Genomic DNA, 26244 nt, shown 5'->3' with positions numbered 1-26244 from the left:
TATATAAGCTAAAGCAGATATAATTGATAACGCAATTATGCACATCGCTAGCAACTCAACTCGTAATCATAACACAGACATATTTTATGGCGATAGCCAGTTGTTGATTATTGTAGCGCTAAAATTACTGATGCTCAGGGCTCATTAACGTTTAATCCGCCATCATAATAAGAATATTATGACCATAGCCATTGCAATCCGTTCTCACTGCATATTCAGGTAACCATTCAATACGTGATTTTGAACGCGATAATGAAATATTTAGGGTTGTGGGATGCTCTAACGCGGTAATTATTACTTTTTTCATCTCTCACCACACTTTTTCACGATAAATCGTTAAGGGGAGAAAAATATCATTCCATCATCCTGTGAAAAAAGACAAAAAGGCTACCCAACATGACTTTGAATAGCCTTATTACAACAAAACGTTACCAACAACCGCGATGGTTACCGCGCCCACCCCATCCACCATCACGATATGGGCGGTTATATTGTTTGTCTTCTTCGTTTCGAAGTTGCAGTGATAAATCATCAAGCTCTTTCACCAGCGTTTTTACTTTCGGGTCATCATCTTTGGCGCCAGCATCGTACAGTTTGTTCAATTCAAAACGCTTATCATCAAACTCTTTCGCTAACTTAGCGATTTCATTGTTTTGGCGATAATTGTTCTGATGGTAATTGTTTTGATAGCGGTGATCATAGTTTCCATTGCAGTAAGGGCATGCTACAGCTGATGCCGAATACAGTAATACTGAAGAAACGATAGCACCTAATAACACTTTTTTGTTCACGGCAATAACCTCACAAGTCTATGGGTTATACCAGTTTATATGTACAAAAAGGAAACCGCCTTGAAAAATATCAAAATTCGCATCGAAAGCTAAATTAATAGATAATAATAGCAATAACTCAACATTAAATAGGTGATATCACTTATAAAAAACAAACAACCAACAGATTAAACCAATATGAATTATAGCCAGCGTCGTGTTTGCTGAGTATAAGTACGCCACTCCTCTTTAAAACGTTCAGATAAGAATTTTTCTTCTTGGGGAATGGTGTATAAGTCAGTAATTAACCAAAAGACCAAACCTGAAACCAAAAAATAAGGTGAATGCGAAAACAAAGCGAAGCTTAAACTCATCGAGGTAAAAGCAAGATATAACGGATTACGAGATAACCGATAAGGGCCCCTAGTAATAAGAGAAGATGCGGGGCTAATAGGATTTGGTGAGGTTTTTTGCTGAACAAAATAATATAAACTTGCGCCAATCCAGCCGAAAGCCTCTAAGGCAACCAGGATGCCGATAATCCCCATCCAACCAGAAAAACTCCAGAAAAAGCCCTCTTTGATATGCAGATAATAAGCAGCAAATCCATTAAGTACTAACCAATTCACAAATGGAAGTTTAAATATGCTCATCACAGATCCTAAATTGATATTCATATGGTAAGCATATCATGGATAAAACGATAAGAATTGGCACCGATATCAATAATATTCAATAACACAGTGTAAATGAATACTCTGTTATTTTATGAACGGTATCCTAAAGAAAAAACGCTTTTTAGACCTTCAAGATTGGCATACTCTTGTTGGCATACGAAATTACGCACATCGCTGGGTAAATTATTTAATCTGGCTTGAATATTAGCAATTTGCTCTTCTAATCCATTCATTCCCTTCACTTCAACAACGTCTGCATTTGCTTGCAGATAATCTGCAAAACTTCTTAAATTATTTTCTAAATTATCACACGCATTATTCGCCAATTCGTTTTGTACCATAAAGGAATTAACTGAATCTGGTAATAATTGAGAGAGCGAAGGAAAAATAGATTGTTTCCACATTTGTGGGAACAGGATCAGCACAGCGGCAATAGCCAAAACAAGCAGCATTGATGAAGTAACTAATGGTGACAGTAACTTTCTCATTGGCTATCCTAAAATTCTATTTAACATGAAATTTAGAATACACAATAAACCGTAAAGCAGTTTTTAAAATAAAAAAGAGTTTGTAAAGAATATTCCAATTATATTACCAAGAAATAAGATTATCGTCTGACAATAATCTTTTAACGAATTTACATAACCTGTCAGTAAAACAGATAGCACTGTATATACTCACTAACAAATGAACATAAACCCCCTCTAGCAATAATGCCCTTGACCTTTTTATCTCACATAAAAAGGTTTTTTTTTGCTCAAAATATTGAATGTTTTTAATCCAGTGACATACCCCTTTGTTATTCAACAAATAATTACACTTATTCACACATGAATCGGGATGTTATCCACAGTTAATGTGAACAACTTTGTCATTCATTAAGTAAAAACATTATGCAATCTCACGTAAAAAAATCTCTTTGTCCTAAATTTGGTGGGAGAATACCCTTCTGATTCCACAAATTAGTAACAATGTTTGTTATAGTTCCAACGAGAAGCCATTCTAGATTAATTTGGAGGGTAATTTTCGACATGCAAGATATTTTACAACTTTTTCAAGCCGTTAGCCTTGGCTTAGTTTTACTCCTTCCACTGGCTAACCCACTGACCGCCATTGCCGTGATGCTCAGTATTTCCGCCAACATGACCAAAGAACAACGTGACCACCAATCACTGCTGGCTGCAATTTATGTCTTTTGTATCATGCTCGTTGCTTTCTATGCTGGCCAATTAGTCATGAACACCTTCGGAATTTCGATTCCTGGGCTACGTATTGCAGGTGGGCTTATTGTTGTTTTTATTGGTTTTGGGATGCTATTTCCTAATTCAGATAATAGTGAAGATAACAATAATGTCTCCACTGACGATTTAAGTGTTCCCAAAAAACGTCAAGGTAACCAAAATATCGCATTCGTCCCTCTCGCAATGCCAAGTACTGCAGGCCCTGGCACCATCGCGATCATTATTAGTTCCACCGCTTCTTTGCAAGGGGATATTGGTTTTGCGCCATGGGTTATCACTGTCGCACCCATTATTGTTTTTCTGATCGCCAGTATGATTGTTTGGATTGGGCTACGGGGAGCGACGTCAATTATGAAATGGCTAGGGAACAGTGGGATTGATGCAATTGGGCGGATAATGGGTTTTTTATTAATTTGTATGGGAGTGCAATTTGTCATCAACGGTATCGTTGAAATTATCGCGCAGCTCCCACACTTAATGACGGAATATCAGTAATTCGCCGCTAATGCATTATACGCATTCTTAACTTTCCACAAATAACGTGGAGCCTGCGGCGCGGGGTGTTTAGACTGAACATGTTGATAAAACTCTTCTGGTGATAAGTTATTTATCATCGCAATAGCTTTAGTTTTATCATTATCAAATGTTCTTAGTAATGCCCCGGCCCCATTCACGTAAGCCACAACGGTCGCATAATACATAGTTTGCGGGTGGCTAATACCCGCCAAATGTTGTTCTTTGAGAATACGAATATAGGTTGTACCGATATCAATATTCTTACGTGGATCTTTTAAATCGTTAGAACTTGGTTCACCAGAACGCCCTTGATAACGATATGCATCACGCCCTGCTGTTGACGCTTTAATTTGCATTAAACCAATGGCATTAGATTTACTCACCACTTCTGGTCGGAAGTTAGATTCTACTTCAATAATGGCTCTAATCAGTGTTTCATCCACACTATAACGATTCGCGGATTCACGAATAAACTCATCATATGGAGTTCGTGGATAACTAGTATTGGCTGTCGTATTTGGCATTTGATTGCGATTATCTAGCATTCTTGTTCTGTTCGCTGTTTTATTGGGATCACTTGAGCAACCTGCCAATAGCAAAAGTACAAGCGCACTGCCGACCATTTTTTTCACTGTTGTATCCTCTGCAAATTAAAACACCAAAAGAATAGCTAATCTTTAGAAAAATAATACATTTTTTACTTAACTTTTACTTCTGGACGTGTTTTAGTCATGTTAAATAATAATGATAGCCAGCAACTCATCGATTACAAAAATACCCCTTTTACCATTTAACGGGATTTTTCATAATTGATATTGATAATCATTATCAATTGGGATATAAATACTATCAGCCTGAAAGACCATACTCATTGTAGAGTCAAATAGGTCAATATAAATGAGAAAATACATTCAAGCCCAATAACATACTTATTTAGATTAACCATTTAATGAGATTAATTTAGTTCATAGAACTCGCGACCCAACGTTAGGATCTATTTTATGACAAACTGTTTATTCCGATTATCAACGCTATTACGTACCACATTCATTGCATTAGCTGCCGTTTTATTTGTCAGCCAACCTGCTTTGGCTAAAAAATTTAAAGTGGTCACCACATTTACTATAATACAAGATATTGCTCAAAATGTAGCCGGTGATGCCGCAATTGTCGAATCCATCACTAAACCGGGTGCAGAAATCCACGGTTATCAACCGACACCAAAAGATATTATGAAAGCCTACGATGCTAACCTTATCTTATGGAACGGAATGAATCTGGAAGTTTGGTTCCAGCGTTTCTTTGAAAACCTTAAAGATGTGCCTGCAGTTGTCGTCACTGAAGGCATTGAACCTATGCCAATCCGTGAAGGGGAATATAAAGATAATCCTAATCCTCACGCTTGGATGTCACCTGCTAACGCACAAATTTATATCGAAAATATCCGTAAGGCGCTGGTGAAATATGACCCAGAAAACGCCGACATTTATAATGCTAACGCGAAAAAATATTCCCAAGAAATTGCGGCGCTTGATGCACCTTTACGTGAACGTTTAAATCGTATTCCTGAAGATAAGCGTTGGTTAGTGACCAGTGAAGGCGCATTTAGCTACCTCACTAAAGATTATGGCTTTAAAGAAGTCTATTTGTGGCCAATCAATGCTGAAGAGCAAGGCTCACCAATGCAAGTTAAAAAAGTGATTGATACAGTTCGTGAACACAACATTCCCGTTGTTTTCAGCGAAAGTACCATTTCAGACAAGCCAGCTCTGCAGGTCAGTAAAGAAACTGGCGCGAAATACGGCGGAGTATTATACGTCGACTCACTATCAACCGCTGAAGGCCCTGTACCAACATACATAGATCTGCTGAACACAACCGTCGATACTATCGCAAAAGGATTTTCACAGTAAATGAGCCATACAAATCAATTTGAACATCCGACTCTGGTTGTTGATGACGCAACTGTCACTTACAACAATGGTCATACCGCGATTTATGATGCAAGTTTCAATATTCACGGTGGCTCCATTTGCGCCCTTGTGGGCGTGAACGGAAGTGGTAAATCAACACTGTTTAAAACCATTATGGGATTAGTCACACCATCGTCTGGTAGTGTGACCCTCAATGATCAGCCGATTAAAGCGGCATTAAAAGAGAATGTGATTGCCTACGTTCCACAAACAGAAGAAGTGGATTGGAATTTTCCAGTGCTAGTTTCTGATGTGGTGATGATGGGGCGTTATGGCAAAATGGGCTTCTTTCGTATTCCTAAAAAGGAAGACAAAGAAGCCGTAAAAATGGCTTTAGAACGCGTAGATTTAGCGGGTTTGGAGCATCGCCAAATTGGTGAACTTTCTGGTGGTCAGAAAAAACGGGTGTTTTTGGCTCGCGCCCTCGCCCAGCAAGGTAAAGTTCTATTACTCGACGAACCCTTTACAGGGGTCGATGTAAAAACAGAAAATGCCATTATTGACCTACTCCGCAGTCTGCGCGATGAAGGTCATTTAATTCTAGTCTCAACCCATAACTTGGGAAGTGTGCCTGAATTTTGTGACCATGTGATTTTAATAAACCGCACAGTGTTGGCGAGTGGTCCAACAGAAACCACCTTTACTCAGCGTAATCTGCAAAAAGCATTTGGTGGCGTACTACGTCATATTAACCTGTCTGGTCAAGAGCTTCACGACGATGATGACCCACGCTCTGTCACGGTAATTACTGATGATGAACGCGCCGCCGTCTTCTATGGTCACGATCACGATGCACCGGTTAGAAAAAATCAGCCTAAGGAATCTGAATGATTGAGTTGTTACTGCAACCCTTTGAGTACAACTTTATGGTTAAAGCCATATGGGTGAGTGCCATCGTCGGAGCGGTGTGTGCTTTCTTATCAGCTTATTTAATGCTCAAAGGTTGGTCGTTGATGGGAGATGCCCTCTCCCACTCTGTTGTGCCCGGTGTGGCGGGCGCTTATGCGCTTGGATTACCTTACGCTGCGGGGGCTTTTTTTACAGGTATTCTCGCCGCCCTCGCCATGACATTTGTTAAACATCTCACCCGCTTACGGGAAGATGCCGTTATTGGCTTTATCTTTTCCACCTTTTTTGCGGCGGGGTTATTAATTGTTTCGTTGAACCCAACCTCAGTAAACGTGCAAAGTATTATCTTCGGTAATATTTTGGGGATCGCCGATGCTGACGTGCTTCAAGTCGAGATTATCATTGCCGTTTCATTTATTGTCCTGATGTGCCTATGGAAAGACTTACTGGCCGTGTTTTTTGACGAAAGCCATGCGCGTTCCATTGGCTTAAACCCACTACGCCTAAAAATCATTTTCTTCACCTTATTAAGCGCATGTACCGTTGCCGCACTGCAAACCGTTGGGGCGATATTGGTCATTGCGATGGTGGTTACGCCAGGTGCCACTGCCTATTTACTGACAGATAAATTTAAAACATTGCTAATCATTTCCGTCTCTATCGGTACTGCCACCAGCGCAATTGGTGCCTACCTCAGCTACTTTTTAAATGGGGCAACGGGCGGGCTAATTGTTACGTTCCAAACAGTAATTTTCTTACTGGCATTCTTCTTTGCTCCAAAACACGGGCTGTTTGCCTCTCGTCGCAAAGCCCGTAGCGAAGTCGCTGACTTGCATCACCGTAAACAGCAAGGAGCCACCCATGAGTGATTTTATGGACTTACTGATGGATCCTTTCGCATTTCCATTTATGCAAAAAGCCTTGATTACGGCGATTGTTACGGGAACCGTCTGCGCTATTTTATCCTGCTTTTTAGTCTTGAAAGGTTGGTCATTAATGGGAGACGCCATCTCCCATGCAGTATTACCCGGAATTATCATTGCATCACTCATTGGCATTCCGCTTGCTATTGGGGCTTTTGTTTCGGGGCTATTTTGCGCCGTTGCTACCGGCTATTTAAAAGAGAACAGTCGAATAAAAGAAGACACCGTCATGGGTATTGTCTTCTCGGGTATGTTTGCTGTCGGCTTGGTAATGTTCGCAAAAATTGATACTGAACAACATCTTACCCATATTTTATTCGGGGATATTTTGGGGATCACCGACGAAGAATTTAAACAAATCTTACTGTTTGCGGGGATAACCATTGCGATTATCTTACTCAAACGTAAAGACTTTATGCTGTACTGCTTTGACCCAAATCAAGCACGTGTTATCGGCTTGCCGGTTAAATGGCTACATTACGGATTACTTTCTCTATTAGCTTTAACCATCGTGGCATCACTGCAAGCTGTCGGGATCATTCTGGTGATTGCAATGTTGATTTCACCGGGGATCATCGCCTTTGTTCTATGCCGTAGCTTTGGTTGGATGTTGGTGATAGCAATTATCGCTTCAGTCACCTCCAGCGTGCTGGGTACGATTGTCAGCTTCCATATTAATGCGACAACAGGCCCAACGATTGTTGTGATCCAAGCGGGCTACTTTGTTATCGCCCTGCTCTATAGCAAATTAATCCTCGCGCGCCGCAAATCCCATAGCACACGCCAAGATTTGCATACTGCCTAATGATATAAAGCTGAATACGGTGAAAACCTATTCAGCTCAGGCCATTGACAAACCCATCAGGTTTGGAAATGGCTCGTTTGGGTTGTAAAATTAACGAGGAAAATCAATTTATTGATTTTCGCCTGATAACACAAAGAGGGAAAACCACGCTTTTATCCCTCTTTGTCATCAACCTCAGCTGAATACGGTGAAAACCTATTCAGCTTTTTCTTTCTTCTATTCGACTCTCTTTTATCTTGAAGTTTACTCTATATAAAAGAAGAAACGCGATATCCATCCATTATCGCCGAAATCAATCCTCTCCCAATTCTTGAACAAAATCAGCCATCAATCATTTCGAAATAAGGCGTAATTATTAAACAATGATCACTGTTAATTCCTAAATTGACGCTATAGTATGGTATGAGTGAAGACCAAATCACAGCGAGGTGGATCATGTGGCAAGCGATGAATCGTTTATTAATTGAACACTTTGGTGAGGCAGAGCTGCGAAATAAAGTGATTCTCTCTGGTGGGGATATTCATCACACCTTAAGAATCGATTATGGTGAGCATACGGTGTTCGTAAAACAAAATCGCCGCGAGTTTCTCCCTCTTTTTAAACAAGAGGCAGAGCAGCTTGAAATGCTAGCGAAAAGCCAAACCATCACCGTTCCCAAAGTCTACGGTTTGGGTAGCAACAAGCACCACAGCTTTCTTCTCCTCGAATATTTCCCGTTAAAACATTTTGATAGCACCAATGCCTGGCATTTTGGTCAACAATTGGCGCGATTACATCAATGGGAAGAACAGCCGAGCTATGGGTTCGACTTTGATACTATGCTCAGTACCATTGTTCAGCCTAATGGGTGGGAAAAGCGTTGGAATGCATTCTTTGCAGAAAAACGTATTGGTCTTCAATTACAAATTGCATCTGAGAAAGGCATGGTTTTTGGTGATATTCAACAACTCGTAGATATTGTTAAACACCGCTTATCCGGTCATCAACCTCAGCCCTCTTTATTACATGGGGATCTGTGGCCTGCAAATTGTGCGGTCACCAACCAAATGGATGGCGTACTCTATGACCCTGCTTGTTATTGGGGTGATCGGGAATGTGATATCGCCATGTTACCATTATATAAAGAAATTCCGATTCAAATTATTGATGGGTACCAAAGTGTTTGGCCATTACCAGCGGGCTTCTTAGACAGGCAACCAATCTATCAACTCTATTTCTTACTCAATCAAGCCAATATATTTGGTAATGAACAGAGCTATCTGCACGCTCGCAGCATTATTGATAATTTACTAGACGACGAATAACTACGAGTCAAATAGACGGAAATAAGAGATGCACAGCGGCGGAGTAAATACCGATGCTGTGCATTTTCATGATGGGAAAACATCAACATGACGGGCACTATCAACATAATGAAAAGCGGCCACATCATGAAAAACTACCAATTCAGAAGTTTCAATGCAAAATAAATGGCGATCCCTAAAACAATCGGCCAGAAATACATCAAAAAGAACTGTTTGAAAATAGTATGTCGAGGAATAGTGACTTTGGCTTCTAATTCTTCTTTGGTCACTTCACTGCCTTTTGCATTTTCAAGAATGACATGATCTTCAATACTTTCGCGAATGAATTTAATTTGTCGATACATGCGTAAACCTGAAGCACTTAAAGCAAGCCCCACAAAGATGAAAATAAAAATAACAAAAAATCCGATGCAGCTACCTGAAAAACCATGGCTCACTTCAGGGACTGGTGAATTATTCCAAAATACATTGAGAAACGGCGTACTTTGTCGAGTCATCTCCGCCATTAATTTAACAAAATCATTGGCAACTGCATTAATTCCTTCGCCTTGAATTCCTTTCAGAGCCGCTAATTTAATTAGCGATGTCAATGTGGAAATTAACGCCACAAAAAATACGATCCAGCCCAAAATACGTTTGCCAATCGCAAGAGAATTTGCCTTGTGGTAATTCATTACAACTATTCCTTAAAGTGTTTTTCTACGCTAATCATAGCCGATAATATTTGCTGGCTCCAAATTTCTATAAAAAAATGATAGTTAAAAACCGAGTTTCGGATTATTCAAAAATTGAATTGAATTCACATCAATAACTAAACTCAAATTTCTAATAAAATCATGTGATAGCACATATATCTCTATAACCCCAAGTCATAGCTTGTTAGAATCGTTTCAGAAACCAAAATGACTGTGATTAAAGTACAGCGACAATCCCCACCCTCTTTTTAAGCGGGTATCTAAATGAATGGAGTTTGCTATGTATCATAAATTACCTATCCAATCTGTCATCTTTGACATGGATGGTTTGCTGATTGACTCGGAACCTTTTTGGGAACAAGGGGAAGATGAAGTTTTTGCAGAGTTAGGCGTCGATTTGTCCATTAAGCACACTCTTCCTGACACTCTAGGTTTACGTATCGATCACGTTGTTGAACTTTGGTACAACGCATCTCCTTGGCAAGGTTGTAGCTTAGAAGCAACAAAGCAGCGTATTATTGACCGCGTTATTGGTTTAGTGGAAGAAAAACGCCCATTACTGCCTGGTGTACAGCATGCACTTGAACTGTGCCGCTCAATGGATCTAAAAATCGCTTTAGCATCTGCATCTCCAGATTATATGCTAGAAAAAGTGCTTAACTTATTTGATATCCGCCATTATTTTTCTGCCGTCGTTTCAGCAGCAGACTTGCCATTAAGTAAGCCTCATCCCGAAGTTTATTTAAAAGCAGCTGCTGAGTTATCCACCAAGCCTATCCATTGTGCTTCTTTAGAAGACTCCTTTAATGGAATGATTTCTGCAAAAGCGGCAAGAATGCGTTCTATCGTCGTGCCTGATAGTAAGCATTTCAATGACCCACGCTGGGGTTTGGCTGATGTTAAAATCGCCTCATTGAACGATTTACGCCCAGAAAATTTACGTTAATCTTAAATAAGTTAACGGAACTCGATTTCCCTTACGTTTTTCACGTAGGGGAAATTTAAAAAAGTATAAAAATCTACGGTTATTAACTAATAAATAAGAGTTTTTTTAACTCTCCCCCACTACCATATTTCCTACAAACCCTTTATACTGCCCGCCTACTGTATAGATAAACAGATGGTATTTTATCCACCATGACTGCTGAAGGGCATCTGCTTTTTTCCGTCGCCTCACTTGTAATGGCTCATAAATTGCAAATTACCCCAGAGTTCGCTCAGGGTGATTGGTTGCATATGGTGCCAGGAGTGTTGCTAGGTGCCTTATTGCCGGATATTGACCATCCTTCATCTATTCTCGGGCGGCTTTTTCGTATTATTTCACTACCTATATCAAAACTGTGTGGGCATCGAGGATTCACTCACAGTCTGATCGCTTGGCTAATCTTACTGATCAGCAGCTACCAATGGCTACCTCACTATTGGGACCTACCTAGCGACCTTATCCAAGCATTTTTATTAGGTTATATGAGCCATTTAGTGGCTGATATGCTGACTCCATCGGGGGTTCCCTTTTTATGGCCTCTGCCAACACGTTTTTGTTTTCCCATCTTACGCGGCAAGTCCAGTAAACGCGGAGAACGCTTTATTGCTGTGCTTTTGACCGTCTGTGCTGTCTTAATTCCAACAGCCCATCTCGCTGATTGGTTCCAGCAAATTGAAAACGCACTAAATTATTTTAATAATCAGATAAATATACACTTACCGACAAAAAGCTCACTTTTGTAATATACTGTAAGCATTAATCAACCTAAATTATAACTTTTGATTATAAGTAATGACTAACTTCAACTGATATCATATAACCAGTTGTTAGAAGAAATGAAATCCTTATACCTATTAAGGATTAACAACAAGAATCATTATGTAAAATAATTACAATTTGGAGTGCGGAATGAATATTCCTCTGATTATCAATGTGCTCGTTTTCGTAGCACTTTTAATACTGTTAGCAAAACTCGGATCGAATGGTTGGAGCCTGTCCAAAAAAGTTTTACTGGGTCTCGTATTCGGTGTTGCTTATGGTGTCGGACTTCACCTTGTGTATGGTTCCGGTCACCAAACGGTAAAAGACTCCATTCTTTGGTTTAATATCGTCGGTAATGGTTACGTTCAACTGTTACAAATGGTGATTATGCCTCTGGTGTTCGCCTCTATTCTGAGTGCGGTCGCTCGACTTCATAAGGCATCTTCTTTAGGGAAAATTAGCTTTTTAACCATTGGTACACTGCTGTTTACCACAGCCATTGCTGCTTTAGTGGGTATCTTGATCGCAAACCTGTTCGGCTTAACCGCTGAAGGTCTGGTTCAAGGTCAATCTGAAACTGCACGTCTAGCGGCCATTGAAACAAATTATATTGGTAAAGTCTCAGATTTAACGGTTCCTCAGTTAATCCTGTCCTTTATCCCGAAAAACCCGTTTGCTGATTTAACGGGTGCAAGCCCAACATCTATCATTAGTGTGGTTATTTTTGCAGCCTTCTTAGGGGTAGCTGCGCTGCAACTGTTTAAAGATGATAAAGAGCGCGGTGAAAAAGCATTAGCGGCTATCGATGTGATGCAAGCATGGGCAATGAAACTCGTTCGCTTAGTCATGCGTTTAACCCCATACGGTGTGATGGCGCTGATGATCAAAGTGGTCGCAAGCTCTAACTTAGCCGATATCATTAACTTAGGAACTTTCGTCGTCGCATCCTATGTCGCGCTAGCTATTATGTTTGTGGTTCACGGCATCTTAGTGGCGACAACGGGCTTAAACCCAATCAAATTCTTTAAGAAAGCAGGTCCAGTACTGACATTTGCATTCACTAGCCGTTCGAGCGCAGCCAGTATTCCACTGAATATTGAAACGCAAACTCGTCGTTTTGGTGTACCAGAATCTATCGCAAGCTTCTCGGCGTCTTTCGGTGCAACTATTGGCCAAAACGGTTGTGCAGGTATCTACCCTGCGATGTTAGCAGTGATGGTCGCTCCAACCATGGGGATCAACCCATTTGATCCACTATGGATTGCAACCTTAGTCGGTATCGTGACTATCAGTTCTGCCGGTGTTGCCGGTGTGGGTGGCGGTGCAACCTTCGCCGCACTGATTGTACTGCCAGCAATGGGATTACCAGTCACGTTAGTTGCGCTGTTAATTTCGGTCGAACCTCTGATTGATATGGGTCGTACTGCTCTGAACGTAAGTGGTTCAATGACAGCAGGTACTGTTACTAGCCAGTTAATGGGTGAAACAGACAAGTCAATCTTCAATCAAGATGACGATGGTGATTTAAAACACGTTTAATCACCCTAATCTCCTAACACTCATTGAAACCTGCCCGTCAAACGGCAGGTTTTTTTGTGTTTGTTATTTTCCGCGTTCGACATTTTATCAAACTGCAACAGATTGAAATTTTTTACTTTATTTCGACTTGATAGGAAATACTGGGTTTTTACTCTAAAAAATATTGCCAATACGTAAAGCTGCATAACATAATAGTGACTGAGCAACATTTTCTTAGGCCTCCTGCCTGTGTTGCGTCTCCCGTTTCCTACGGGAACTATCAACTTCATTGTTAGATTTTTTATATGACCAATATTATTCATATACTAAAAACTGATCCTTCAGATAATCCCTGTGTTAGCTGTGGTGCTTGTTGTGCTTACTTTCGTGTCTCATTTTACTGGGCAGAAGCTGAGGCTGGCGGTGGTTCAGTTCCTCAACATTTAACAGAGCAAATCACCCCTTTTATGAGCTGCATGCAAGGTACAAACCAAAAACCTAATACCCGCTGTACTGCACTTGGTGGCACCGTCGGGGAATGTGTTTCTTGCTCTATTTATGAACAGCGCCCTACGCCATGCCGAGAATTCGAACAATCGTGGCATAACGGCATTCACAATGAAGCCTGCGACCGTGCTCGCGCAGCCTATGGTTTACCTCCTCTCGAGCCACAGCAACCGCAAATCGCGTGCTAACCGTCAATGACCCAGAGATTTTTCTGGGTTATCTTCTTTACCTTCACATAATCTTCTCTACGTAAAATAATCTCATTATTTTCAATAAAATGTGCAAAGAAAGGATAAAACGTGCAGGAAATATGGAGCTTCAGTCAAAGCAGGTAAAAGCCATTGCGAGGGAAATCTAATTGATGAATTATCCTCTCATCACGTTAATGAGGAGATAAAAGATGAACAAATTAAACCAAGGTTTACTTGCTGCCGTTTTACTGTCTGTCGGCTTTGCCGCCGCAGCCGCTAATGTTGATATGAATAAATCACCACGCCATCACAGCGGAAATCATCATAATATGGTGTATAGCGTGACTGAACAAACCACCAAACCTAATGAAACCTTGAAAAAACTGGCAAACGATACACCTAAAATTGAAGATGGCAAACGCTACATGGTGAAAATGTCTGTCGTGGAAGTGCCTGAATTCAAGCCAGCACAACCGATGCCAATGCCGGTTCCTGCTACGGCGCCCGTAGCTAAATAAGAATGAGTCAACCTAAACCATAGGCTGTGCCTGTTACACTGATAACATCAACCTTTTGGCATTGTTAGTTAAAAATCAGTATCTTAATGGACACAATAACGTTTAGGTATATCCCTAATTTTAGCCCCTAATGCCATAGGGGCTTTTTTTTAACTAAAATAACCCGCGTAATACCGCTGTGACTATCGCAGCCGACAAAACAATCACAATAAATGGCTTGCGGTACCAAGTCAGAATACCTGCCACCACCACCCCAATTATTTTCGGTAAATCCGATAATTCATTGCCTGAAAAGAGCGTTGAAGTCATCGCGACTGAAAATAAAATCACAATAGCAGCAGCTGAAAATAGGGCTTTATTTTGTTCTGTTAAATTGACCCGCCCTTTTAGCAATGCGCCGGATGCCCGCATTAAGTACGTCCCAACCGCTAAAATAAAAATCCCACTGACGATTAACCAAGGATGTTCCATCATCATGATTTCCTTATATAGATAACTAAACTCAACAAGGCCAGTAAAACGGGGATTCCCGCCGGTAATACCGGTGTTGTTACCACAGCAACTACAGCCCCGACTATCGCCGCGAGTCTTAAGCGCTTATCTTTCAACGCGGGTAAACTCAGCGCTAAGATAATGGCGGGAAACATGGCATCCATCCCTAGTGCATGGGTATCTTGAATAAAGCTTCCTAGAATTTCTCCGATGACCACACCAACAGGCCAACAGATTAAAATTCCTAATCCGCATAACCAAAATGCGGCGGTTTTCTCGCGTTCGCTGTCTTGTGCCAAGCCAAAAACCACACTTTCATCATTCATAATGTGATATCCCAGCAACGATTTTGCCCCTTTTCCCGTTAGTTCACTGACGGCAAAACTGAATGGAATATGGCGCGAGTTGACTAATAGCCCAGCTAAGGCAGCTGACAGAGGGCTTCCCCCTGAAAATACCACGCCAATAAACAGAAACTCGGATGCACCCGCTAGCACAAAAATGGACAGCATCAACGGCACCCACCAATCAAAACCTTGTGAATGAGCTAATGCACCGTAGGAAATTCCCACAATTAAGTCTGCAATACACACCAGTGCAATATTTTTCACTGTGCTATTATGGAGAATAGAAAACTGAAATTTAGATGTCTGCATAGAACGACCGTTCGATATAAAAAACATTCGTTCATTATGTCGTTGCTTTAGGCTAAGTGCAATCAAATAGGATGTTAAAGTTGACCTTATTCACGCCCCCTATCGAATTAATCTCAAAATCATTGGCTTGTGAAAGGCAAAAAAGTGGGCTTTCTCTCTCTGAACTTGCGCGTAAAGCGGGGATCGCCAAATCCACACTATCCCAATTGGAATCCGGTAGCGGCAATCCCAGCATTGAAACCCTATGGGCATTATGTGTTGCGCTGGATATTCCATTTTCACGTTTAATTGAAGAAAAACGCGCAGCAGTGACTGTGATCCGCCATGGTGAAGGTACCCCTGTGAGCGCAGAGCACGCAAACTATTTGGCCTATTTACTCTCTTCTGCACCCCCTAATTCTCAACGGGATATTTATACAGTTGTTGCACAGCCCGGCCGAGATCGCGTTTCAGAACCCCATATGCATGATGTCACTGAGCATATTATTTTGATGTCAGGCAGAGCATTAGTTGGGCCACTCGACAACCCTGTTGAGCTCAATGTCGGTGACTATATTCACTACCGAGGTGATGAACCCCACATTATGCGCGCACTTGAACCAAACACCATGGCAGTCATGGTGATTGATAAACAGAATTAATTAGCCCAATACGCTGGAGGATTTGCTGTGAATTACTATCAAGAAATAACAAACAAAGTCGCCTTATTGCTAGATGAAAACTCCGTTCATAATATGAATGAAATGCTAATGCAGCTTTCTCATGATGATAAGCTAACCCAAGAACAACGCTTTGAGCTGCAACAACGCCTTAGAGACGCCATTTTTGTTCACCATAATTCGTAATTAACGTTTAATTAAATGGGATTTGGTGGTTAATATCTCGATTTAAAATACAAAAGAAAAGCCTGAGCAATCTATTTATTACTCAGGCTTGATTTAATAATCTATTATCATGATGTGAAACCCTAACAGCCTATTTTCTGCACTAAGTCCCATTCTTTTATTAGAACTTATCTTGGTGTAAATAAGACCATGCATATTGCGCATACAGTTCTGCACCTGACGCCATCACATCTTCATCAATGTTAAAACAGCCATGGTGATGCGCCCATTGGGTATCTTTTTCTGGGTTACCTGAACCTAATAATGCAAAACAGCCCGGAATGTTTTCCATATAAAAGCTGAAATCTTCCCCACCAGGGGTTGGTCTTTCTGCCATTAATGCATTTTCACCAAATGCTTCGCTGATCACCGACTGCGCCAGTAATGCACTGCGCTCTTCATTAATCACTGGCAGCGTACCGTAGATATAATCCACTTCAGCAGTGGCGCCGTACATCGCGGCAGTATGTTCGGCGTAACGGCGGATTGCCGCTTCAATGCGAGTACGGGTTTCAATATCAAAGCAACGTACCGTTCCATCTAGCACTGCATTTTCTGCAATCACATTGAATCGGGTGCCTACTTCCATTTTGCCAATAGTCACAACGGCTGAGTCTAGAGAAGAAGTTTCACGGGAAACCACCGCTTGCAAATTCATCACAAATGACGAGGCAACGATTGCGGCATCAACGGTCGCTTCCGGCATCGAACCATGCCCACCTCGCCCTTTAAACTTCACGACCAACAAGTCCGCAGAAGCGAATGTCCCGCCAACATTACATGATATTTTTCCTGATGGCGTCGTAGACCAGATGTGCATACCAAACACGTTGTCCACATTGTCCACTGCACCTTGTTTCACCATCGCTTTCGCACCCTGCGCTATTTCTTCAGCCGGTTGAAAAATCAGACGAATATTTCCTTTTAACTCATCACGCACTTCATATAACGCTTTGGCTGCGGTTAATAACATCGCGGTATGCGCATCATGCCCACATGCGTGCATCTTCCCTTGATTTGTCGATTTATACTCAAGGGAATCATTCAATTCCTGAACAGGTAATGCATCGATATCCGCACGTAAGGCGACCGTTTTTCCAGGTTTTCCGCCTTTAATGTCCGCAATAATTCCGGTAGGTTCTGTGAGGCGATACTCGATACCAATTTTTGCCAATTCTTCAGCAATACGCTTCGTGGTTCTCACTTCCTCAAAAGGTAATTCTGGATGTGAGTGAAGGTCACGACGAAAAGCAATCATCGCTTCTGTGTGTTTTTTAATGGATGCTGTGATGCTGTTATTGACCATTTTTCTGTCCTTTTTCTATTCTTTTCGCTTTCTTAAACTATTATTTTTCAGCGTGTTAAATTTTAATATTCTATTTATCGTTATGCCGCAACAGGCACAATGTAAGCGACCATGATCCCCGCTAATACCACAGAAACCATCGTGACAGAGATAAAACCGCCAACTAACATTGGCCCTAACATATGGCTAGTTAAAATCTGGCGCTCTTTTTCGTCTTTGGTCAGTGCGTTAATGGCTTCATTGGTAATGATATAATCCGCGGGGAAACCATACAGCGCCGTCAATGAGACTGCGAAAGCCATCTCTTTTGATACCCCTAGAATTTTTCCAACAATCCAAGACGCGATAAACATGCCGATGACCGCTGCCACAATCAACACTACCATTGGGTAGACTAATCTCAACAACATATCCGGTGTCGCATGATTTAACGTATCAAAGATAAATAGCATTAATGCCATGATAGCAAAGCCAAAACCGTTCGCTTTCTGCAGAGGCTGCCTTTCTAAAAAGCCCATCGACGAGGCAATAACACCAAATAATAAGCACAAAACAAACGGACTGATGCTCACATAAGGTGCAGCAACGGTAGAGACTAGATAGGCGAGATATCCCACCACCACTAAGCGTAAAAATTGGAAATAGCTGGTGTTATAGTGGCTCGGAATTCGCTTGAACATGCGAGGCATTGCACTTTCAGATGCCAGTGTTTTGACTTCGACATCATCCGAACCGTCAACGGCCAATGACTCTTTCCAAGTACCATTGCGATACTGCTCAAGCACTCGGCGACCTTCACGTTTCAACATGATGGCCGTGAGTGGATAACCGGCAAAACCTTGCATCACATAAATTAAGATGGCAAATACTGAGAGATCCACCAGCCCAGCTTCCGCAGCACCTTTTGACATAATTAATGAAGAGACGATGCCACCGACTAATGGCGGGATTGCCACTAATACTGTATTTAAATCAAATAACGCCAGACCTACTCCATAAATAAAGACAATAATCCCCAAAATACCGGATAACGAAATTAAGATAGTCTTCCATTGGTGTAATAGTTCTTTCAATGAGAGCAATGTACCCATATTGGTAATGAGTAAATACATCAACATCACGGCGACAACCTTTGGTATTCCCGCAATGCTCACAATATCTTTAGGAAAGAATGTCCAATAACCTAAAAGGAATAATACAGCGCAAACAAACACCGATGGGATCCATGCTTTTGTTCGTACTGCTATGGCATCCCCGATGTACAGTATCCCGACAATTAATAACAGAGCTAACATTTGTGACATAAGTTTTTCCCCGTATTTATTATTTTTATTTACTTCTGTTTTAGTTATTTAATCTATTAATTTTGATATGTCAGATTTATTCATTCAAAACAAAGAACAGAATAAAGCAAAATAGAACATATCCATCCAAGCCATTACATTTAAACAACAATTTCATCATAACATTGAATAAACAGATGTATAGATTAAGTTACAGTGTAAGGCTAAAAATACACTAGTGAAAAACTGTAGATTAAAAAGTCATATATGAGGGAAGATAATGAAAATGCAGAGCGATAGTTTCGTATTCAGCTCCGTTTTTAATAGGATATGTTTTATGCTTTATATTCGATGATAATTCATACTTTTTCAGCTTAGGGAAAACGATAAATTTATAATCTATTGCCCTGAAATATATTTTTATGCATTCACAATTTTGATGCAGTTATATCACGATAAAAATTCATCATTATCACCATTGGTAACATATTCTGCTTTATTTCGTGATTCTCTTTTTTTGCTCAAAATAGAAACAAAAATAGCCTATTCACACTTAGGGATAGGCTATTAATCGTACGAAAATAATCGGTGGAAAATAAATACTTAATTAAAATCTATTATCCTTGAGAAAGCATGTTATGGCACAACATACCGAGCAGCGTAAATAATAAAGCCCCGAGAACATGAATCGCGATCGTGCTAAATGCCACCACCAATTTCCCTTCTTGCAGCATCACCAACACCTCCAACGAAAATGTTGAAAACGTCGTAAACACCCCACAAAAGCCTGTAACAATAAACAGTTTGTAAGCAGGGTTAATATTGGCGCTCGCAAAGTAAGAGACAGCAAAACCAATGATAAAGCCACCAACTAAATTGACGAAAACAGTACCAAATGGAATGTGAGGGTGCAGATTATTCAGTTTTAAGCCAATCAACCATCTTAACCAGCCACCTAAAACGGAACCTAAAGCAATAGAAATGAGGGATGCATACATTACCACTTTCCTTACAAGTTAGATGGGAATAAATGCAAGGAAAATCTCCTGCAGACATTTATGCCCTAAATTCGGGCACATAACCTACGCGCCCATTCAAATGAAAAGGTTTACGTAGGCATCATCAGTCCACATCAAGGACGGTTAAACTAGGAGGAATGCCATCTCCTAACGAGACGTTGATTAAAATAATAAGGCAACTATTTTCTTCATGCAAATCTAATTTGCCAAACCTATTCCAGATAACGCGGTGTCTATTTACCCTAAATTGGCGCATAATATCCGTAATATCGATAATAGAATTAGATGGATTAGGTCAAATATGGAAACAAAACAGCCTTTATTACAGCTTAAGAATATCGGTTTTCAGGTTGGTCAGAAGATAATTTTAGATAATGTGCAGATTGACCTATACCCAGGTGAATTTAAATTGATCACGGGTCCTTCTGGTTGTGGCAAAAGTACATTATTAAAAATTGTCTCTTCACTCATCCCGCCAAGTTGCGGTGAAATTCTATTTGCTGGCGAAAATATCAACGCAATTGCACCAGAGAAATATCGTCAACAAGTCTCCTATTGCACTCAAACGCCCACACTCTTTGGTAATACCGTGTATGACAATCTCTTTTTTCCTTATCAAATACGGAATAAACCATTTGATAAACAAAAAATCCTCGATGATTTAAGCTATTTTTCACTACCTGATACCATCCTAGAAAAAGGCATTAATGAGCTTTCAGGCGGCGAAAAACAGAGAATCTCATTGATCCGTAATTTACAATTCTTGCCGCAAATTTTATTACTGGATGAGATTACTAGTGCCTTAGATGAACAAAATAAAATCAAAGTGAATGAGCTTATTCATCAATTAGCGGTCAAGAATAATATTGCCGTCCTCTGGGTGACTCATGACCAAGATGAAATTGGCCATGCTGACGATATTATTACCCTTCCCGTACACCATAGCGAAAAATAGGAATTAATCGTGCATCAACCTACTATTTCCAATGAGTCGCTCGCATTTTCTATCATGTTAGTCTTAGTGGCTATTTTTATTAGCCATAAAGAGAAGCTCTCTCTTGAAAAAGATATTATTTGGAGTACGTGCCGCGCCATTGTTCAGCTATTAATTGCGGGTTATATCCTCAAATATATTTTCCACGTTGACCATAAGGCACTCACTGTTTTATTGGTGCTATTTATTTGCTTTAACGCCGCCTGGAATGCGAAAAAACGCAGTAAATACCTCGATAAACTATTTCCAACCGCATTAATTGCGATTACTTCAGGCACATTTTTAACTTTGCTAGTATTAATTCTCACTGAAGCTATCGCGTTTACCCCAATGCAAGTGATTCCAATTACAGGGATGATTGCCGGGAATGCCATGATTGCCGTCGGACTCTGCTTCAATAACTTAGGACAGCGCTTTAATAGCCAACAACAGCAAATTCAAGAAATGCTCAGCTTGGGCGCCACACCTAAAATTGCTTCTGCCTCGATTATTCGTGAAAGTATTCGAGCGTCATTAATTCCTACGGTGGATTCTGCCAAGACGGTTGGGATAGTGAGCTTGCCCGGTATGATGTCAGGGCTAATTTTTGCGGGGGTCGATCCTTTGCAGGCTGTTAAATACCAAATTATGGTGACATTTATGCTATTAGCGACGGCAAGTCTCTCCACGATTTTGGCGGGGTATTTAACCTACGTAAAATTTTATAATCAGCGCCATCAATTGCGTTTAGATGCTTTAAATAAAAGCATTAAATAAAAATATTAAGTAGACCAAATCAGGCTTAACATTTCTGCTTTAAGCCTGATTTTATTTTATTCTGTTTTTCCTATCATGACAGGCATCACCTCAATCAGCTGAGGCTGGCTTTCTCCCGATTCTATCAAGGCGAAAATTTGCTCTAGCATAGCGGGAACATCCTGTTTAACCATCTCAATATCATTCCCAAGTAATGCAACAAATGGATCCCAGTCAAAACATCCCATCGGCGGCTGATGCGCACCCGTATGACCTTCTTTCATTAACCACCTCATCACCCCTTCCAATGAAATGGTCGAGTTGACAAACAACCCACAAAGTTCAATGTCTGGAGGTGTTCCTTTTTGTAACAACGAATGCTGGGAAGAATATATGGAGAGTGCTCGTTCGGCTTTTTCTGGTGCATAACCACAAGTCAAAATATGGTGTTGAGGAACCTCTATATTCAAAGAATTGTGAGCATCGATAAACCCTCGAATTCGCTCTCGAGTGTTATGCTCCTCTTCCCGTCCCCCCACAAACACCAGCGATTCTGAGGATGCGGCTCGTTGCTGCCTTTTCTGTAAAATATTGAGCGTTAACTGCTTTGCACCTTGATAGTTATCGGAAATCACCGAAGGAGCCAATGTACCAGGTAAGTCCAAATTGAGTGTCGGCACACCTGATGCGTGGCAGATTTGCGTAATTTTATCAGGATCGGTTGCCCCCGTTGAAATCAACCAATCCACTTGATATGAAAGCATTGCCTTTGCGGCTTCTAACTCTAATTGGGGATCACGGCGTGTACAGGTAATGATAGGAAATAACCCGCGTTCACGCGCCATCTCCTCAAAATGCTCCACAATCGACCCAAAATAACGGTTATCATATTTAGGAACCAACATCCCAATAATTTTGGATTTATTACTGCGTAATAGACTCGCTTGCTTATTCACCGAATAGTTTTGCTCTTGCGCTATTCGCATAATTTTTTCAGCTAATTGAGCACTAATACGCCTTTTTTGCCAATTTCCATTTAATACAGCGCTAACGGCACTGGCTGAAACCCCTGCCAATTCTGCAAGGTCATAGATCGTGGTTTTCTTGTTTTGTCTGATCTTGCTCACAAATTTATGCCTCCATTTTTTCCTAGCTTGACACCAAAGCGTAAAAGTCGCAATACTGCTCCATCGATTGAGCGACATCGAAATTAACCTAGAATCGAGTTGATATGGCGATTTGCCTGCATTCTCACTCACTGAATACATTCCGCCAAATCCCCTCGTAACTTATTAAAATTAAATTAATTTCTAATACTCAGTTTGACTTCCCTATTGATTAACTAACTTATCCGGAGTGAACATCATGGCTATCTCATTAGAAAACAAAGTTGCCGCCATCACAGGTGCGGCTTCTGGTATTGGACTTGAGTGCGCACGTACCCTACTCAAAGCTGGCGCGAAAGTTGTTTTAATTGACCGTGCCGAAGAGCGATTAAATCAGTTAGTTGCCGAATTAGGCGACAATGCTATTCCTCTGGTTGTTGATTTAATGAAACCAGAACAAGTGGATGGCATGTTGGACGCCATTTTAGCCAAAGCGGGTCGCCTAGATATTTTCCACGCTAACGCAGGTGCTTATATCGGTGGTCCTGTCGCAGAAGGCGACCCAGATGTTTGGGATAAAGTATTAAACCTCAACATCAATGCCGCATTTCGCAGTGTACGCGCCGTTCTCCCACACTTTATTGAGCAAAAATCAGGGGATGTCCTGTTTACTAGCTCAATCGCAGGTATGGTGCCCGTGATTTGGGAGCCTATCTACACCGCGTCTAAATTTGCAGTTCAAGCGTTTGTCCATTCAACTCGCCGCCAAGTGTCCCAACACGGAGTTCGCGTTGGGGCAGTATTACCAGGTCCTGTTGTCACTGCATTACTGGATGACTGGCCAAAAGAAAAAATGGAAGAAGCATTAGCTAATGGCAGCTTAATGCAACCTATCGAAGTCGCTGAAGCGGTTCTCTTTATGCTGACTCGTCCAAGAAATATCACCATCCGTGATCTTGTGATCCTGCCAAACAGTGTTGACCTCTAGTTTTTACCGATAACCATAAAGATTGTGAGAGGACATATGAACAGCCCTACGCAAAGTAAAAATGACGACGTCGTCATTGGTATTGATGTCGGTACAGGCAGTGCCCGTGCAGGTATTTTTGATCTGCATGGCAACATGCTTGCGTCAGCTAAACACGATATTACGCTCTACCGTGATGGAGCCAATTTCGTAGAGCAATCAAGTAACGAAATCTGGAATGCCGTTTGTTATTGTGTGAAACATGCAATGGCAAATGCCAAGATTGATGCGAAACGTGTCGCAGGAATTGGTTTTGATGCGACCTGCTCTCTGGTTGTTTTAGATAAAAACCAGCAACCTATTTCTGTCAGCCCGAGTGAGGATCCTGAACGCAATATTATTGTTTGGATGGATCACCGCGCCACAGAACAAGCTGAGCGCATCAATAGCCTAAAACATCCAGTATTGAATTATGTTGGGGGGAAAATTTCTCCTGAAATGGAAACCCCAAAAATTCTTTGGTTAAAAGAAAATCGCCGCCAAACTTATGATAATGCGTGGCAATTCTTTGATTTAGCAGACTTCCTAACGTGGAAATCAACAGGCTCTTTAGCGCGCTCTACATGCACAGTAACCTGTAAGTGGACTTACTTGGCACATGAAAAACGCTGGGATGCTGATTATTTTCGCCAAATTGGTCTCGCTGAATTAGCGGACGAAAACTTTGCTCGCATTGGTCAAGAAATTGTCGAACCAGGCACACCAAACGGAAGCGGCTTAACCGCCCAAGCGGCTGAACAAATGGGACTGTTGGTTGGGACGCCAGTTGCCGCAGGGATGATTGATGCTCATGCTGGTGGAATTGGTACAGTTGGGGTGAATGGTGATGCTACTGCAAATATGGCATATGTTTTCGGTACGTCTTCCTGCACGATGACCACCACCCAAGACCCGGTGTTTATCCCTGGTGTTTGGGGACCTTATTATTCTGCAATGGTCCCGGGAATGTGGCTCAACGAAGGGGGACAAAGTGCTGCCGGTGCGGCAATTGACCAACTACTTTCGTTACATCCGATGGCTACACAAGCCAAAGTGATGGCAAAAGAGCAAAGCAAACCATTACCCGTTATGCTGGCGGATAAGGTATTAGAAAAATCAGGTACCCCATCTCAAGCAGTTGAATTAGCTAAAGGTATTCATATTGTTCCTGAATTTTTAGGCAATAGAGCCCCCTTCGCCGATCCCCACGCGAAAGCCATCATAGCGGGCTTAACCATGGATAACAGCTTTGATAACTTACTTGCCTTCTATACCGCTGGCGTTTGCAGTATTGGCTATGGATTGCGACAAATTATTGATGCTCAGGCGCAATCAGGCGCCGTTATCCAAAACATCGCTATCAGTGGTGGTGCTGGTCAGCACCCTCTGATCCGCCAACTTCTAGCGGATACCTGTGGTGTTCCTGTGATTTCAACTCAAGCGGATGAACCAGTATTACTGGGCTCTGCTATTTTGGGTGCTGTCGCAGGAGGTGTTTGTGAGAATGTTGCACAAGCAATGGCTCAATTTGCAAATATTGATTTAACATATCAGCCTAATGAGCAATTTAAATTACATCATCAAACTCGGTTCACTTCTTTCCAGCATTTACAACAATGTGCTAGAGAATTGAAAGGTTAAATATTGTATTTCAGCATATTATCAAGGGAATAAGTTTATCTTATTCCCTTTTTTATTAGGGAGAAATTAAATAGGTTTATTTAATCAAATAAAATACATTAATATAATTTAATTGAGCGAAATCGCCTATATTATTAATAGGGAATCCAATGATAAACAATTTTAAGAATTACATGATACTTTATTTTAACACTTTCACTCACCGAACAAAAAACACACAAAAAGCCCGTGAAATATAGGGGGAAAGCAAAGCTACTTAGCAGCAAAACCCAAAATAATGACTATATTCATATATTTTAATATGATAGAAAATTATTAACATTTAAATAAATTAGATTATGATTTTCATTCTGCAATGTTCTTTCAGTGAAATAAATCGCTAACATAATGATATAATGTACAATGCTATTTAACCTTTAATTTAAAAACCAAAAACTAAAATTATCCGACTAATTTTGATAAAATATTTATATTAACTTGTGTACTATTTCCAGCATCGAAAATAAGTTAAAAAATCGAAAACCGATATCAGGTTGAAAAACCAAAAACGGGTCAAAAAAACAAAACAGGGCTCACAATGACAAATACTCAACTACTGTTGTTGGCAACCAACAACATCAAAAATAATACCGAACTCAGCCATTCTCAAGAGTCCTATGTTTATCAATTTTACTATGAAAACGTCGCCAATAAATTCTCGACAATTAAAGAATTTATGTATGAATTCATTATATTAACTAAACCCGCCTTAGAAAATGAAGCGGATTTTCACGCATTAAGCTCACGCATTTACGCCGCTATTGAAGAGTACTTAGGGATAGCTCAAGTCCGTTATATTCAGCGCCAAAAATTACTGCAAAAGTAAGTGATTCTAATAAAAACAGACC

Annotated in this window: 30 protein-coding genes and 1 riboswitch; of the genes, 18 read left to right on the top strand and 12 right to left on the bottom strand. The window is 40.8% G+C overall.

What is annotated here, in order from left to right; translation table 11 throughout:
• Nucleotides 1–151 precede the first annotated feature (151 nt).
• The 4 genes from GKR71_RS19595 to GKR71_RS19580 all read right to left on the bottom strand — a co-directional run bounded on the left by GKR71_RS19595 (nt 152) and on the right by GKR71_RS19580 (nt 1935).
• On the bottom strand, nt 152–307 hold the full coding sequence (locus GKR71_RS19595) for a hypothetical protein (protein WP_154600265.1): 156 nt from the start codon (nt 305–307) through the stop codon (nt 152–154).
• 121 nt (nt 308–428) lie between these two features.
• The gene (locus GKR71_RS19590; protein WP_036950482.1) at nt 429–791 is read right to left on the bottom strand and encodes a hypothetical protein; all 363 of its coding nucleotides are present in this window, start codon (nt 789–791) and stop codon (nt 429–431) included.
• Between the two features lie 182 nt (nt 792–973).
• Nucleotides 974–1423 (bottom strand): methyltransferase family protein, encoded by a 450-nt coding sequence (locus GKR71_RS19585; protein WP_036950484.1) that lies wholly within the window; start codon nt 1421–1423, stop codon nt 974–976.
• Between the two features lie 113 nt (nt 1424–1536).
• Nucleotides 1537–1935: a hypothetical protein gene (locus tag GKR71_RS19580; RefSeq protein WP_154634749.1), complete on the bottom strand. Its 399-nt coding sequence runs from the start codon at nt 1933–1935 to the stop codon at nt 1537–1539.
• Nucleotides 1936–2478: 543 nt separating this feature from the next.
• Between GKR71_RS19580 and GKR71_RS19575 the strand changes: the two genes are divergently transcribed.
• Complete coding sequence (locus GKR71_RS19575; protein ID WP_154609735.1) at nt 2479–3183, top strand: MarC family NAAT transporter; 705 nt, start codon at nt 2479–2481, stop codon at nt 3181–3183.
• Here GKR71_RS19575 and GKR71_RS19570 read toward each other — a convergent pair.
• A complete protein-coding gene (locus GKR71_RS19570) occupies nt 3177–3836 on the bottom strand; it encodes a transglycosylase SLT domain-containing protein (protein ID WP_230085126.1) in 660 nt (219 codons plus the stop codon). The genes GKR71_RS19575 and GKR71_RS19570 overlap by 7 nt on opposite strands.
• Nucleotides 3837–4205: 369 nt before the next feature.
• Between GKR71_RS19570 and GKR71_RS19565 the strand changes: the two genes are divergently transcribed.
• From GKR71_RS19565 to GKR71_RS19545, 5 genes are all read left to right on the top strand, one after another.
• Nucleotides 4206–5117, top strand: coding sequence for a metal ABC transporter substrate-binding protein (locus GKR71_RS19565; RefSeq protein WP_108479028.1), 912 nt, complete (start codon nt 4206–4208; stop codon nt 5115–5117).
• On the top strand, nt 5118–6008 hold the full coding sequence (locus GKR71_RS19560) for a manganese/iron ABC transporter ATP-binding protein (RefSeq protein WP_036950494.1): 891 nt from the start codon (nt 5118–5120) through the stop codon (nt 6006–6008).
• Nucleotides 6005–6895, top strand: a complete 891-nt coding sequence (locus GKR71_RS19555) for a metal ABC transporter permease (RefSeq protein ID WP_108479029.1) — start codon at nt 6005–6007, stop codon at nt 6893–6895. The genes GKR71_RS19560 and GKR71_RS19555 overlap by 4 nt, the downstream gene beginning before the upstream one ends.
• A complete protein-coding gene (locus GKR71_RS19550) occupies nt 6888–7754 on the top strand; it encodes a metal ABC transporter permease (RefSeq protein ID WP_036950498.1) in 867 nt (288 codons plus the stop codon). The genes GKR71_RS19555 and GKR71_RS19550 overlap by 8 nt, the downstream gene beginning before the upstream one ends.
• 435 nt (nt 7755–8189) lie before the next feature.
• Nucleotides 8190–9059: a fructosamine kinase family protein gene (locus GKR71_RS19545; RefSeq protein ID WP_154634748.1), complete on the top strand. Its 870-nt coding sequence runs from the start codon at nt 8190–8192 to the stop codon at nt 9057–9059.
• A 134-nt stretch (nt 9060–9193) separates the two neighbouring features.
• Here the strand turns inward: GKR71_RS19545 and GKR71_RS19540 are convergent, their stop codons facing one another.
• Nucleotides 9194–9733, bottom strand: coding sequence for a YniB family protein (locus tag GKR71_RS19540; protein WP_036950502.1), 540 nt, complete (start codon nt 9731–9733; stop codon nt 9194–9196).
• A 301-nt stretch (nt 9734–10034) separates the two neighbouring features.
• On the opposite strand from GKR71_RS19540, the gene hxpB reads away from it, so the two are divergent.
• From hxpB to GKR71_RS19515, 5 genes are all read left to right on the top strand, one after another.
• Nucleotides 10035–10700 (top strand): hexitol phosphatase HxpB, encoded by a 666-nt coding sequence (gene hxpB, locus GKR71_RS19535; protein WP_036950504.1) that lies wholly within the window; start codon nt 10035–10037, stop codon nt 10698–10700.
• Nucleotides 10701–10891: 191 nt separating this feature from the next.
• Nucleotides 10892–11482, top strand: a complete 591-nt coding sequence (locus GKR71_RS19530; protein WP_154634747.1) for a metal-dependent hydrolase — start codon at nt 10892–10894, stop codon at nt 11480–11482.
• 166 nt (nt 11483–11648) lie between these two features.
• On the top strand, nt 11649–13040 hold the full coding sequence (locus GKR71_RS19525; protein ID WP_036950508.1) for an L-cystine transporter: 1392 nt from the start codon (nt 11649–11651) through the stop codon (nt 13038–13040).
• A 284-nt stretch (nt 13041–13324) separates the two neighbouring features.
• Nucleotides 13325–13714 carry a YkgJ family cysteine cluster protein gene (locus GKR71_RS19520; protein ID WP_036950513.1) on the top strand — a complete coding sequence of 130 codons (390 nt, stop codon included), beginning with the start codon at nt 13325–13327 and terminating at the stop codon, nt 13712–13714.
• A 212-nt stretch (nt 13715–13926) separates the two neighbouring features.
• Entirely contained in the window at nt 13927–14235 is a 309-nt protein-coding gene (locus GKR71_RS19515; protein ID WP_036950515.1) for a hypothetical protein, read from the top strand.
• Between the two features lie 153 nt (nt 14236–14388).
• Here the strand turns inward: GKR71_RS19515 and GKR71_RS19510 are convergent, their stop codons facing one another.
• A complete protein-coding gene (locus GKR71_RS19510) occupies nt 14389–14712 on the bottom strand; it encodes an AzlD domain-containing protein (protein ID WP_080675622.1) in 324 nt (107 codons plus the stop codon).
• The gene (locus tag GKR71_RS19505; RefSeq protein ID WP_154609733.1) at nt 14709–15383 is read right to left on the bottom strand and encodes an AzlC family ABC transporter permease; all 675 of its coding nucleotides are present in this window, start codon (nt 15381–15383) and stop codon (nt 14709–14711) included. The genes GKR71_RS19510 and GKR71_RS19505 overlap by 4 nt, the downstream gene beginning before the upstream one ends.
• Before the next feature lie 71 nt (nt 15384–15454).
• On the opposite strand from GKR71_RS19505, the gene GKR71_RS19500 reads away from it, so the two are divergent.
• Nucleotides 15455–16024, top strand: a complete 570-nt coding sequence (locus GKR71_RS19500) for a helix-turn-helix domain-containing protein (RefSeq protein WP_036950519.1) — start codon at nt 15455–15457, stop codon at nt 16022–16024.
• A gap of 27 nt (nt 16025–16051) precedes the next feature.
• Nucleotides 16052–16228, top strand: a complete 177-nt coding sequence (locus tag GKR71_RS19495) for a DUF2526 family protein (protein WP_108479034.1) — start codon at nt 16052–16054, stop codon at nt 16226–16228.
• A 160-nt stretch (nt 16229–16388) separates the two neighbouring features.
• Here the strand turns inward: GKR71_RS19495 and GKR71_RS19490 are convergent, their stop codons facing one another.
• From GKR71_RS19490 to crcB, 3 genes are all read right to left on the bottom strand, one after another.
• Nucleotides 16389–17573, bottom strand: coding sequence for a M20 family metallopeptidase (locus tag GKR71_RS19490; RefSeq protein ID WP_154634746.1), 1185 nt, complete (start codon nt 17571–17573; stop codon nt 16389–16391).
• 80 nt (nt 17574–17653) lie between these two features.
• Complete coding sequence (locus GKR71_RS19485; protein WP_036983683.1) at nt 17654–18877, bottom strand: hypothetical protein; 1224 nt, start codon at nt 18875–18877, stop codon at nt 17654–17656.
• Between the two features lie 596 nt (nt 18878–19473).
• Nucleotides 19474–19854: a fluoride efflux transporter CrcB gene (crcB, locus tag GKR71_RS19480; protein ID WP_154634745.1), complete on the bottom strand. Its 381-nt coding sequence runs from the start codon at nt 19852–19854 to the stop codon at nt 19474–19476.
• A gap of 108 nt (nt 19855–19962) precedes the next feature.
• Nucleotides 19963–20032, bottom strand: a riboswitch (Fluoride riboswitch).
• Between the two features lie 144 nt (nt 20033–20176).
• Between crcB and fetA the strand changes: the two genes are divergently transcribed.
• Together fetA and fetB are read left to right on the top strand one after the other, a co-directional pair.
• Nucleotides 20177–20830 (top strand): iron efflux ABC transporter ATP-binding subunit FetA, encoded by a 654-nt coding sequence (gene fetA / locus GKR71_RS19475; RefSeq protein WP_108479036.1) that lies wholly within the window; start codon nt 20177–20179, stop codon nt 20828–20830.
• A gap of 9 nt (nt 20831–20839) precedes the next feature.
• Entirely contained in the window at nt 20840–21625 is a 786-nt protein-coding gene (gene fetB, locus GKR71_RS19470) for an iron efflux ABC transporter permease subunit FetB (protein WP_036953670.1), read from the top strand.
• 56 nt (nt 21626–21681) lie between these two features.
• Here the strand turns inward: fetB and GKR71_RS19465 are convergent, their stop codons facing one another.
• Nucleotides 21682–22731: a LacI family DNA-binding transcriptional regulator gene (locus tag GKR71_RS19465; RefSeq protein ID WP_036953673.1), complete on the bottom strand. Its 1050-nt coding sequence runs from the start codon at nt 22729–22731 to the stop codon at nt 21682–21684.
• A 238-nt stretch (nt 22732–22969) separates the two neighbouring features.
• On the opposite strand from GKR71_RS19465, the gene GKR71_RS19460 reads away from it, so the two are divergent.
• The 3 genes from GKR71_RS19460 to GKR71_RS19450 all read left to right on the top strand — a co-directional run bounded on the left by GKR71_RS19460 (nt 22970) and on the right by GKR71_RS19450 (nt 26222).
• Nucleotides 22970–23698: an SDR family oxidoreductase gene (locus GKR71_RS19460; protein ID WP_036953676.1), complete on the top strand. Its 729-nt coding sequence runs from the start codon at nt 22970–22972 to the stop codon at nt 23696–23698.
• Nucleotides 23699–23734: 36 nt separating this feature from the next.
• Nucleotides 23735–25357 (top strand): FGGY-family carbohydrate kinase, encoded by a 1623-nt coding sequence (locus GKR71_RS19455; protein ID WP_036953679.1) that lies wholly within the window; start codon nt 23735–23737, stop codon nt 25355–25357.
• A 577-nt stretch (nt 25358–25934) separates the two neighbouring features.
• Nucleotides 25935–26222 (top strand): hypothetical protein, encoded by a 288-nt coding sequence (locus GKR71_RS19450; protein ID WP_154634744.1) that lies wholly within the window; start codon nt 25935–25937, stop codon nt 26220–26222.
• Nucleotides 26223–26244: the final 22 nt, after the last annotated feature.

Origin of the sequence: Providencia sp. wls1922, from assembly GCF_009706505.1 — a bacterium.
In the GTDB taxonomy this organism is placed as follows: domain Bacteria; phylum Pseudomonadota; class Gammaproteobacteria; order Enterobacterales; family Enterobacteriaceae; genus Providencia; species Providencia lanzhouensis.
Note: the sequence above shows the minus strand (reverse complement) of the source record. Positions and strands in the feature narration are given on the sequence as shown.

What these genes read in the sequence shown, in the direction of transcription:
- GKR71_RS19525 (WP_036950508.1), top strand. Translation starts at nt 11,649, where the DNA reads ATGAATATTCCTCTGATTATCAATGTGCTCGTTTTCGTAGCACTTTTA.
- GKR71_RS19520 (WP_036950513.1), top strand. Translation starts at nt 13,325, where the DNA reads ATGACCAATATTATTCATATACTAAAAACTGATCCTTCAGATAATCCC.
- GKR71_RS19500 (WP_036950519.1), top strand. Translation starts at nt 15,455, where the DNA reads ATGTTAAAGTTGACCTTATTCACGCCCCCTATCGAATTAATCTCAAAA.
- GKR71_RS19510 (WP_080675622.1), bottom strand. Translation starts at nt 14,712, where the DNA reads ATGATGATGGAACATCCTTGGTTAATCGTCAGTGGGATTTTTATTTTA.
- GKR71_RS19515 (WP_036950515.1), top strand. Translation starts at nt 13,927, where the DNA reads ATGAACAAATTAAACCAAGGTTTACTTGCTGCCGTTTTACTGTCTGTC.
- crcB (WP_154634745.1), bottom strand. Translation starts at nt 19,854, where the DNA reads ATGTATGCATCCCTCATTTCTATTGCTTTAGGTTCCGTTTTAGGTGGC.
- GKR71_RS19575 (WP_154609735.1), top strand. Translation starts at nt 2,479, where the DNA reads ATGCAAGATATTTTACAACTTTTTCAAGCCGTTAGCCTTGGCTTAGTT.
- GKR71_RS19460 (WP_036953676.1), top strand. Translation starts at nt 22,970, where the DNA reads ATGGCTATCTCATTAGAAAACAAAGTTGCCGCCATCACAGGTGCGGCT.
- GKR71_RS19555 (WP_108479029.1), top strand. Translation starts at nt 6,005, where the DNA reads ATGATTGAGTTGTTACTGCAACCCTTTGAGTACAACTTTATGGTTAAA.
- GKR71_RS19560 (WP_036950494.1), top strand. Translation starts at nt 5,118, where the DNA reads ATGAGCCATACAAATCAATTTGAACATCCGACTCTGGTTGTTGATGAC.
- GKR71_RS19490 (WP_154634746.1), bottom strand. Translation starts at nt 17,573, where the DNA reads ATGGTCAATAACAGCATCACAGCATCCATTAAAAAACACACAGAAGCG.
- GKR71_RS19455 (WP_036953679.1), top strand. Translation starts at nt 23,735, where the DNA reads ATGAACAGCCCTACGCAAAGTAAAAATGACGACGTCGTCATTGGTATT.
- fetA (WP_108479036.1), top strand. Translation starts at nt 20,177, where the DNA reads ATGGAAACAAAACAGCCTTTATTACAGCTTAAGAATATCGGTTTTCAG.
- GKR71_RS19530 (WP_154634747.1), top strand. Translation starts at nt 10,892, where the DNA reads ATGACTGCTGAAGGGCATCTGCTTTTTTCCGTCGCCTCACTTGTAATG.
- GKR71_RS19580 (WP_154634749.1), bottom strand. Translation starts at nt 1,935, where the DNA reads ATGAGAAAGTTACTGTCACCATTAGTTACTTCATCAATGCTGCTTGTT.
- GKR71_RS19550 (WP_036950498.1), top strand. Translation starts at nt 6,888, where the DNA reads ATGAGTGATTTTATGGACTTACTGATGGATCCTTTCGCATTTCCATTT.
- GKR71_RS19585 (WP_036950484.1), bottom strand. Translation starts at nt 1,423, where the DNA reads ATGAGCATATTTAAACTTCCATTTGTGAATTGGTTAGTACTTAATGGA.
- GKR71_RS19450 (WP_154634744.1), top strand. Translation starts at nt 25,935, where the DNA reads ATGACAAATACTCAACTACTGTTGTTGGCAACCAACAACATCAAAAAT.
- GKR71_RS19485 (WP_036983683.1), bottom strand. Translation starts at nt 18,877, where the DNA reads ATGTCACAAATGTTAGCTCTGTTATTAATTGTCGGGATACTGTACATC.
- GKR71_RS19595 (WP_154600265.1), bottom strand. Translation starts at nt 307, where the DNA reads ATGAAAAAAGTAATAATTACCGCGTTAGAGCATCCCACAACCCTAAAT.
- GKR71_RS19565 (WP_108479028.1), top strand. Translation starts at nt 4,206, where the DNA reads ATGACAAACTGTTTATTCCGATTATCAACGCTATTACGTACCACATTC.
- GKR71_RS19540 (WP_036950502.1), bottom strand. Translation starts at nt 9,733, where the DNA reads ATGAATTACCACAAGGCAAATTCTCTTGCGATTGGCAAACGTATTTTG.
- hxpB (WP_036950504.1), top strand. Translation starts at nt 10,035, where the DNA reads ATGTATCATAAATTACCTATCCAATCTGTCATCTTTGACATGGATGGT.
- GKR71_RS19545 (WP_154634748.1), top strand. Translation starts at nt 8,190, where the DNA reads ATGTGGCAAGCGATGAATCGTTTATTAATTGAACACTTTGGTGAGGCA.
- GKR71_RS19505 (WP_154609733.1), bottom strand. Translation starts at nt 15,383, where the DNA reads ATGCAGACATCTAAATTTCAGTTTTCTATTCTCCATAATAGCACAGTG.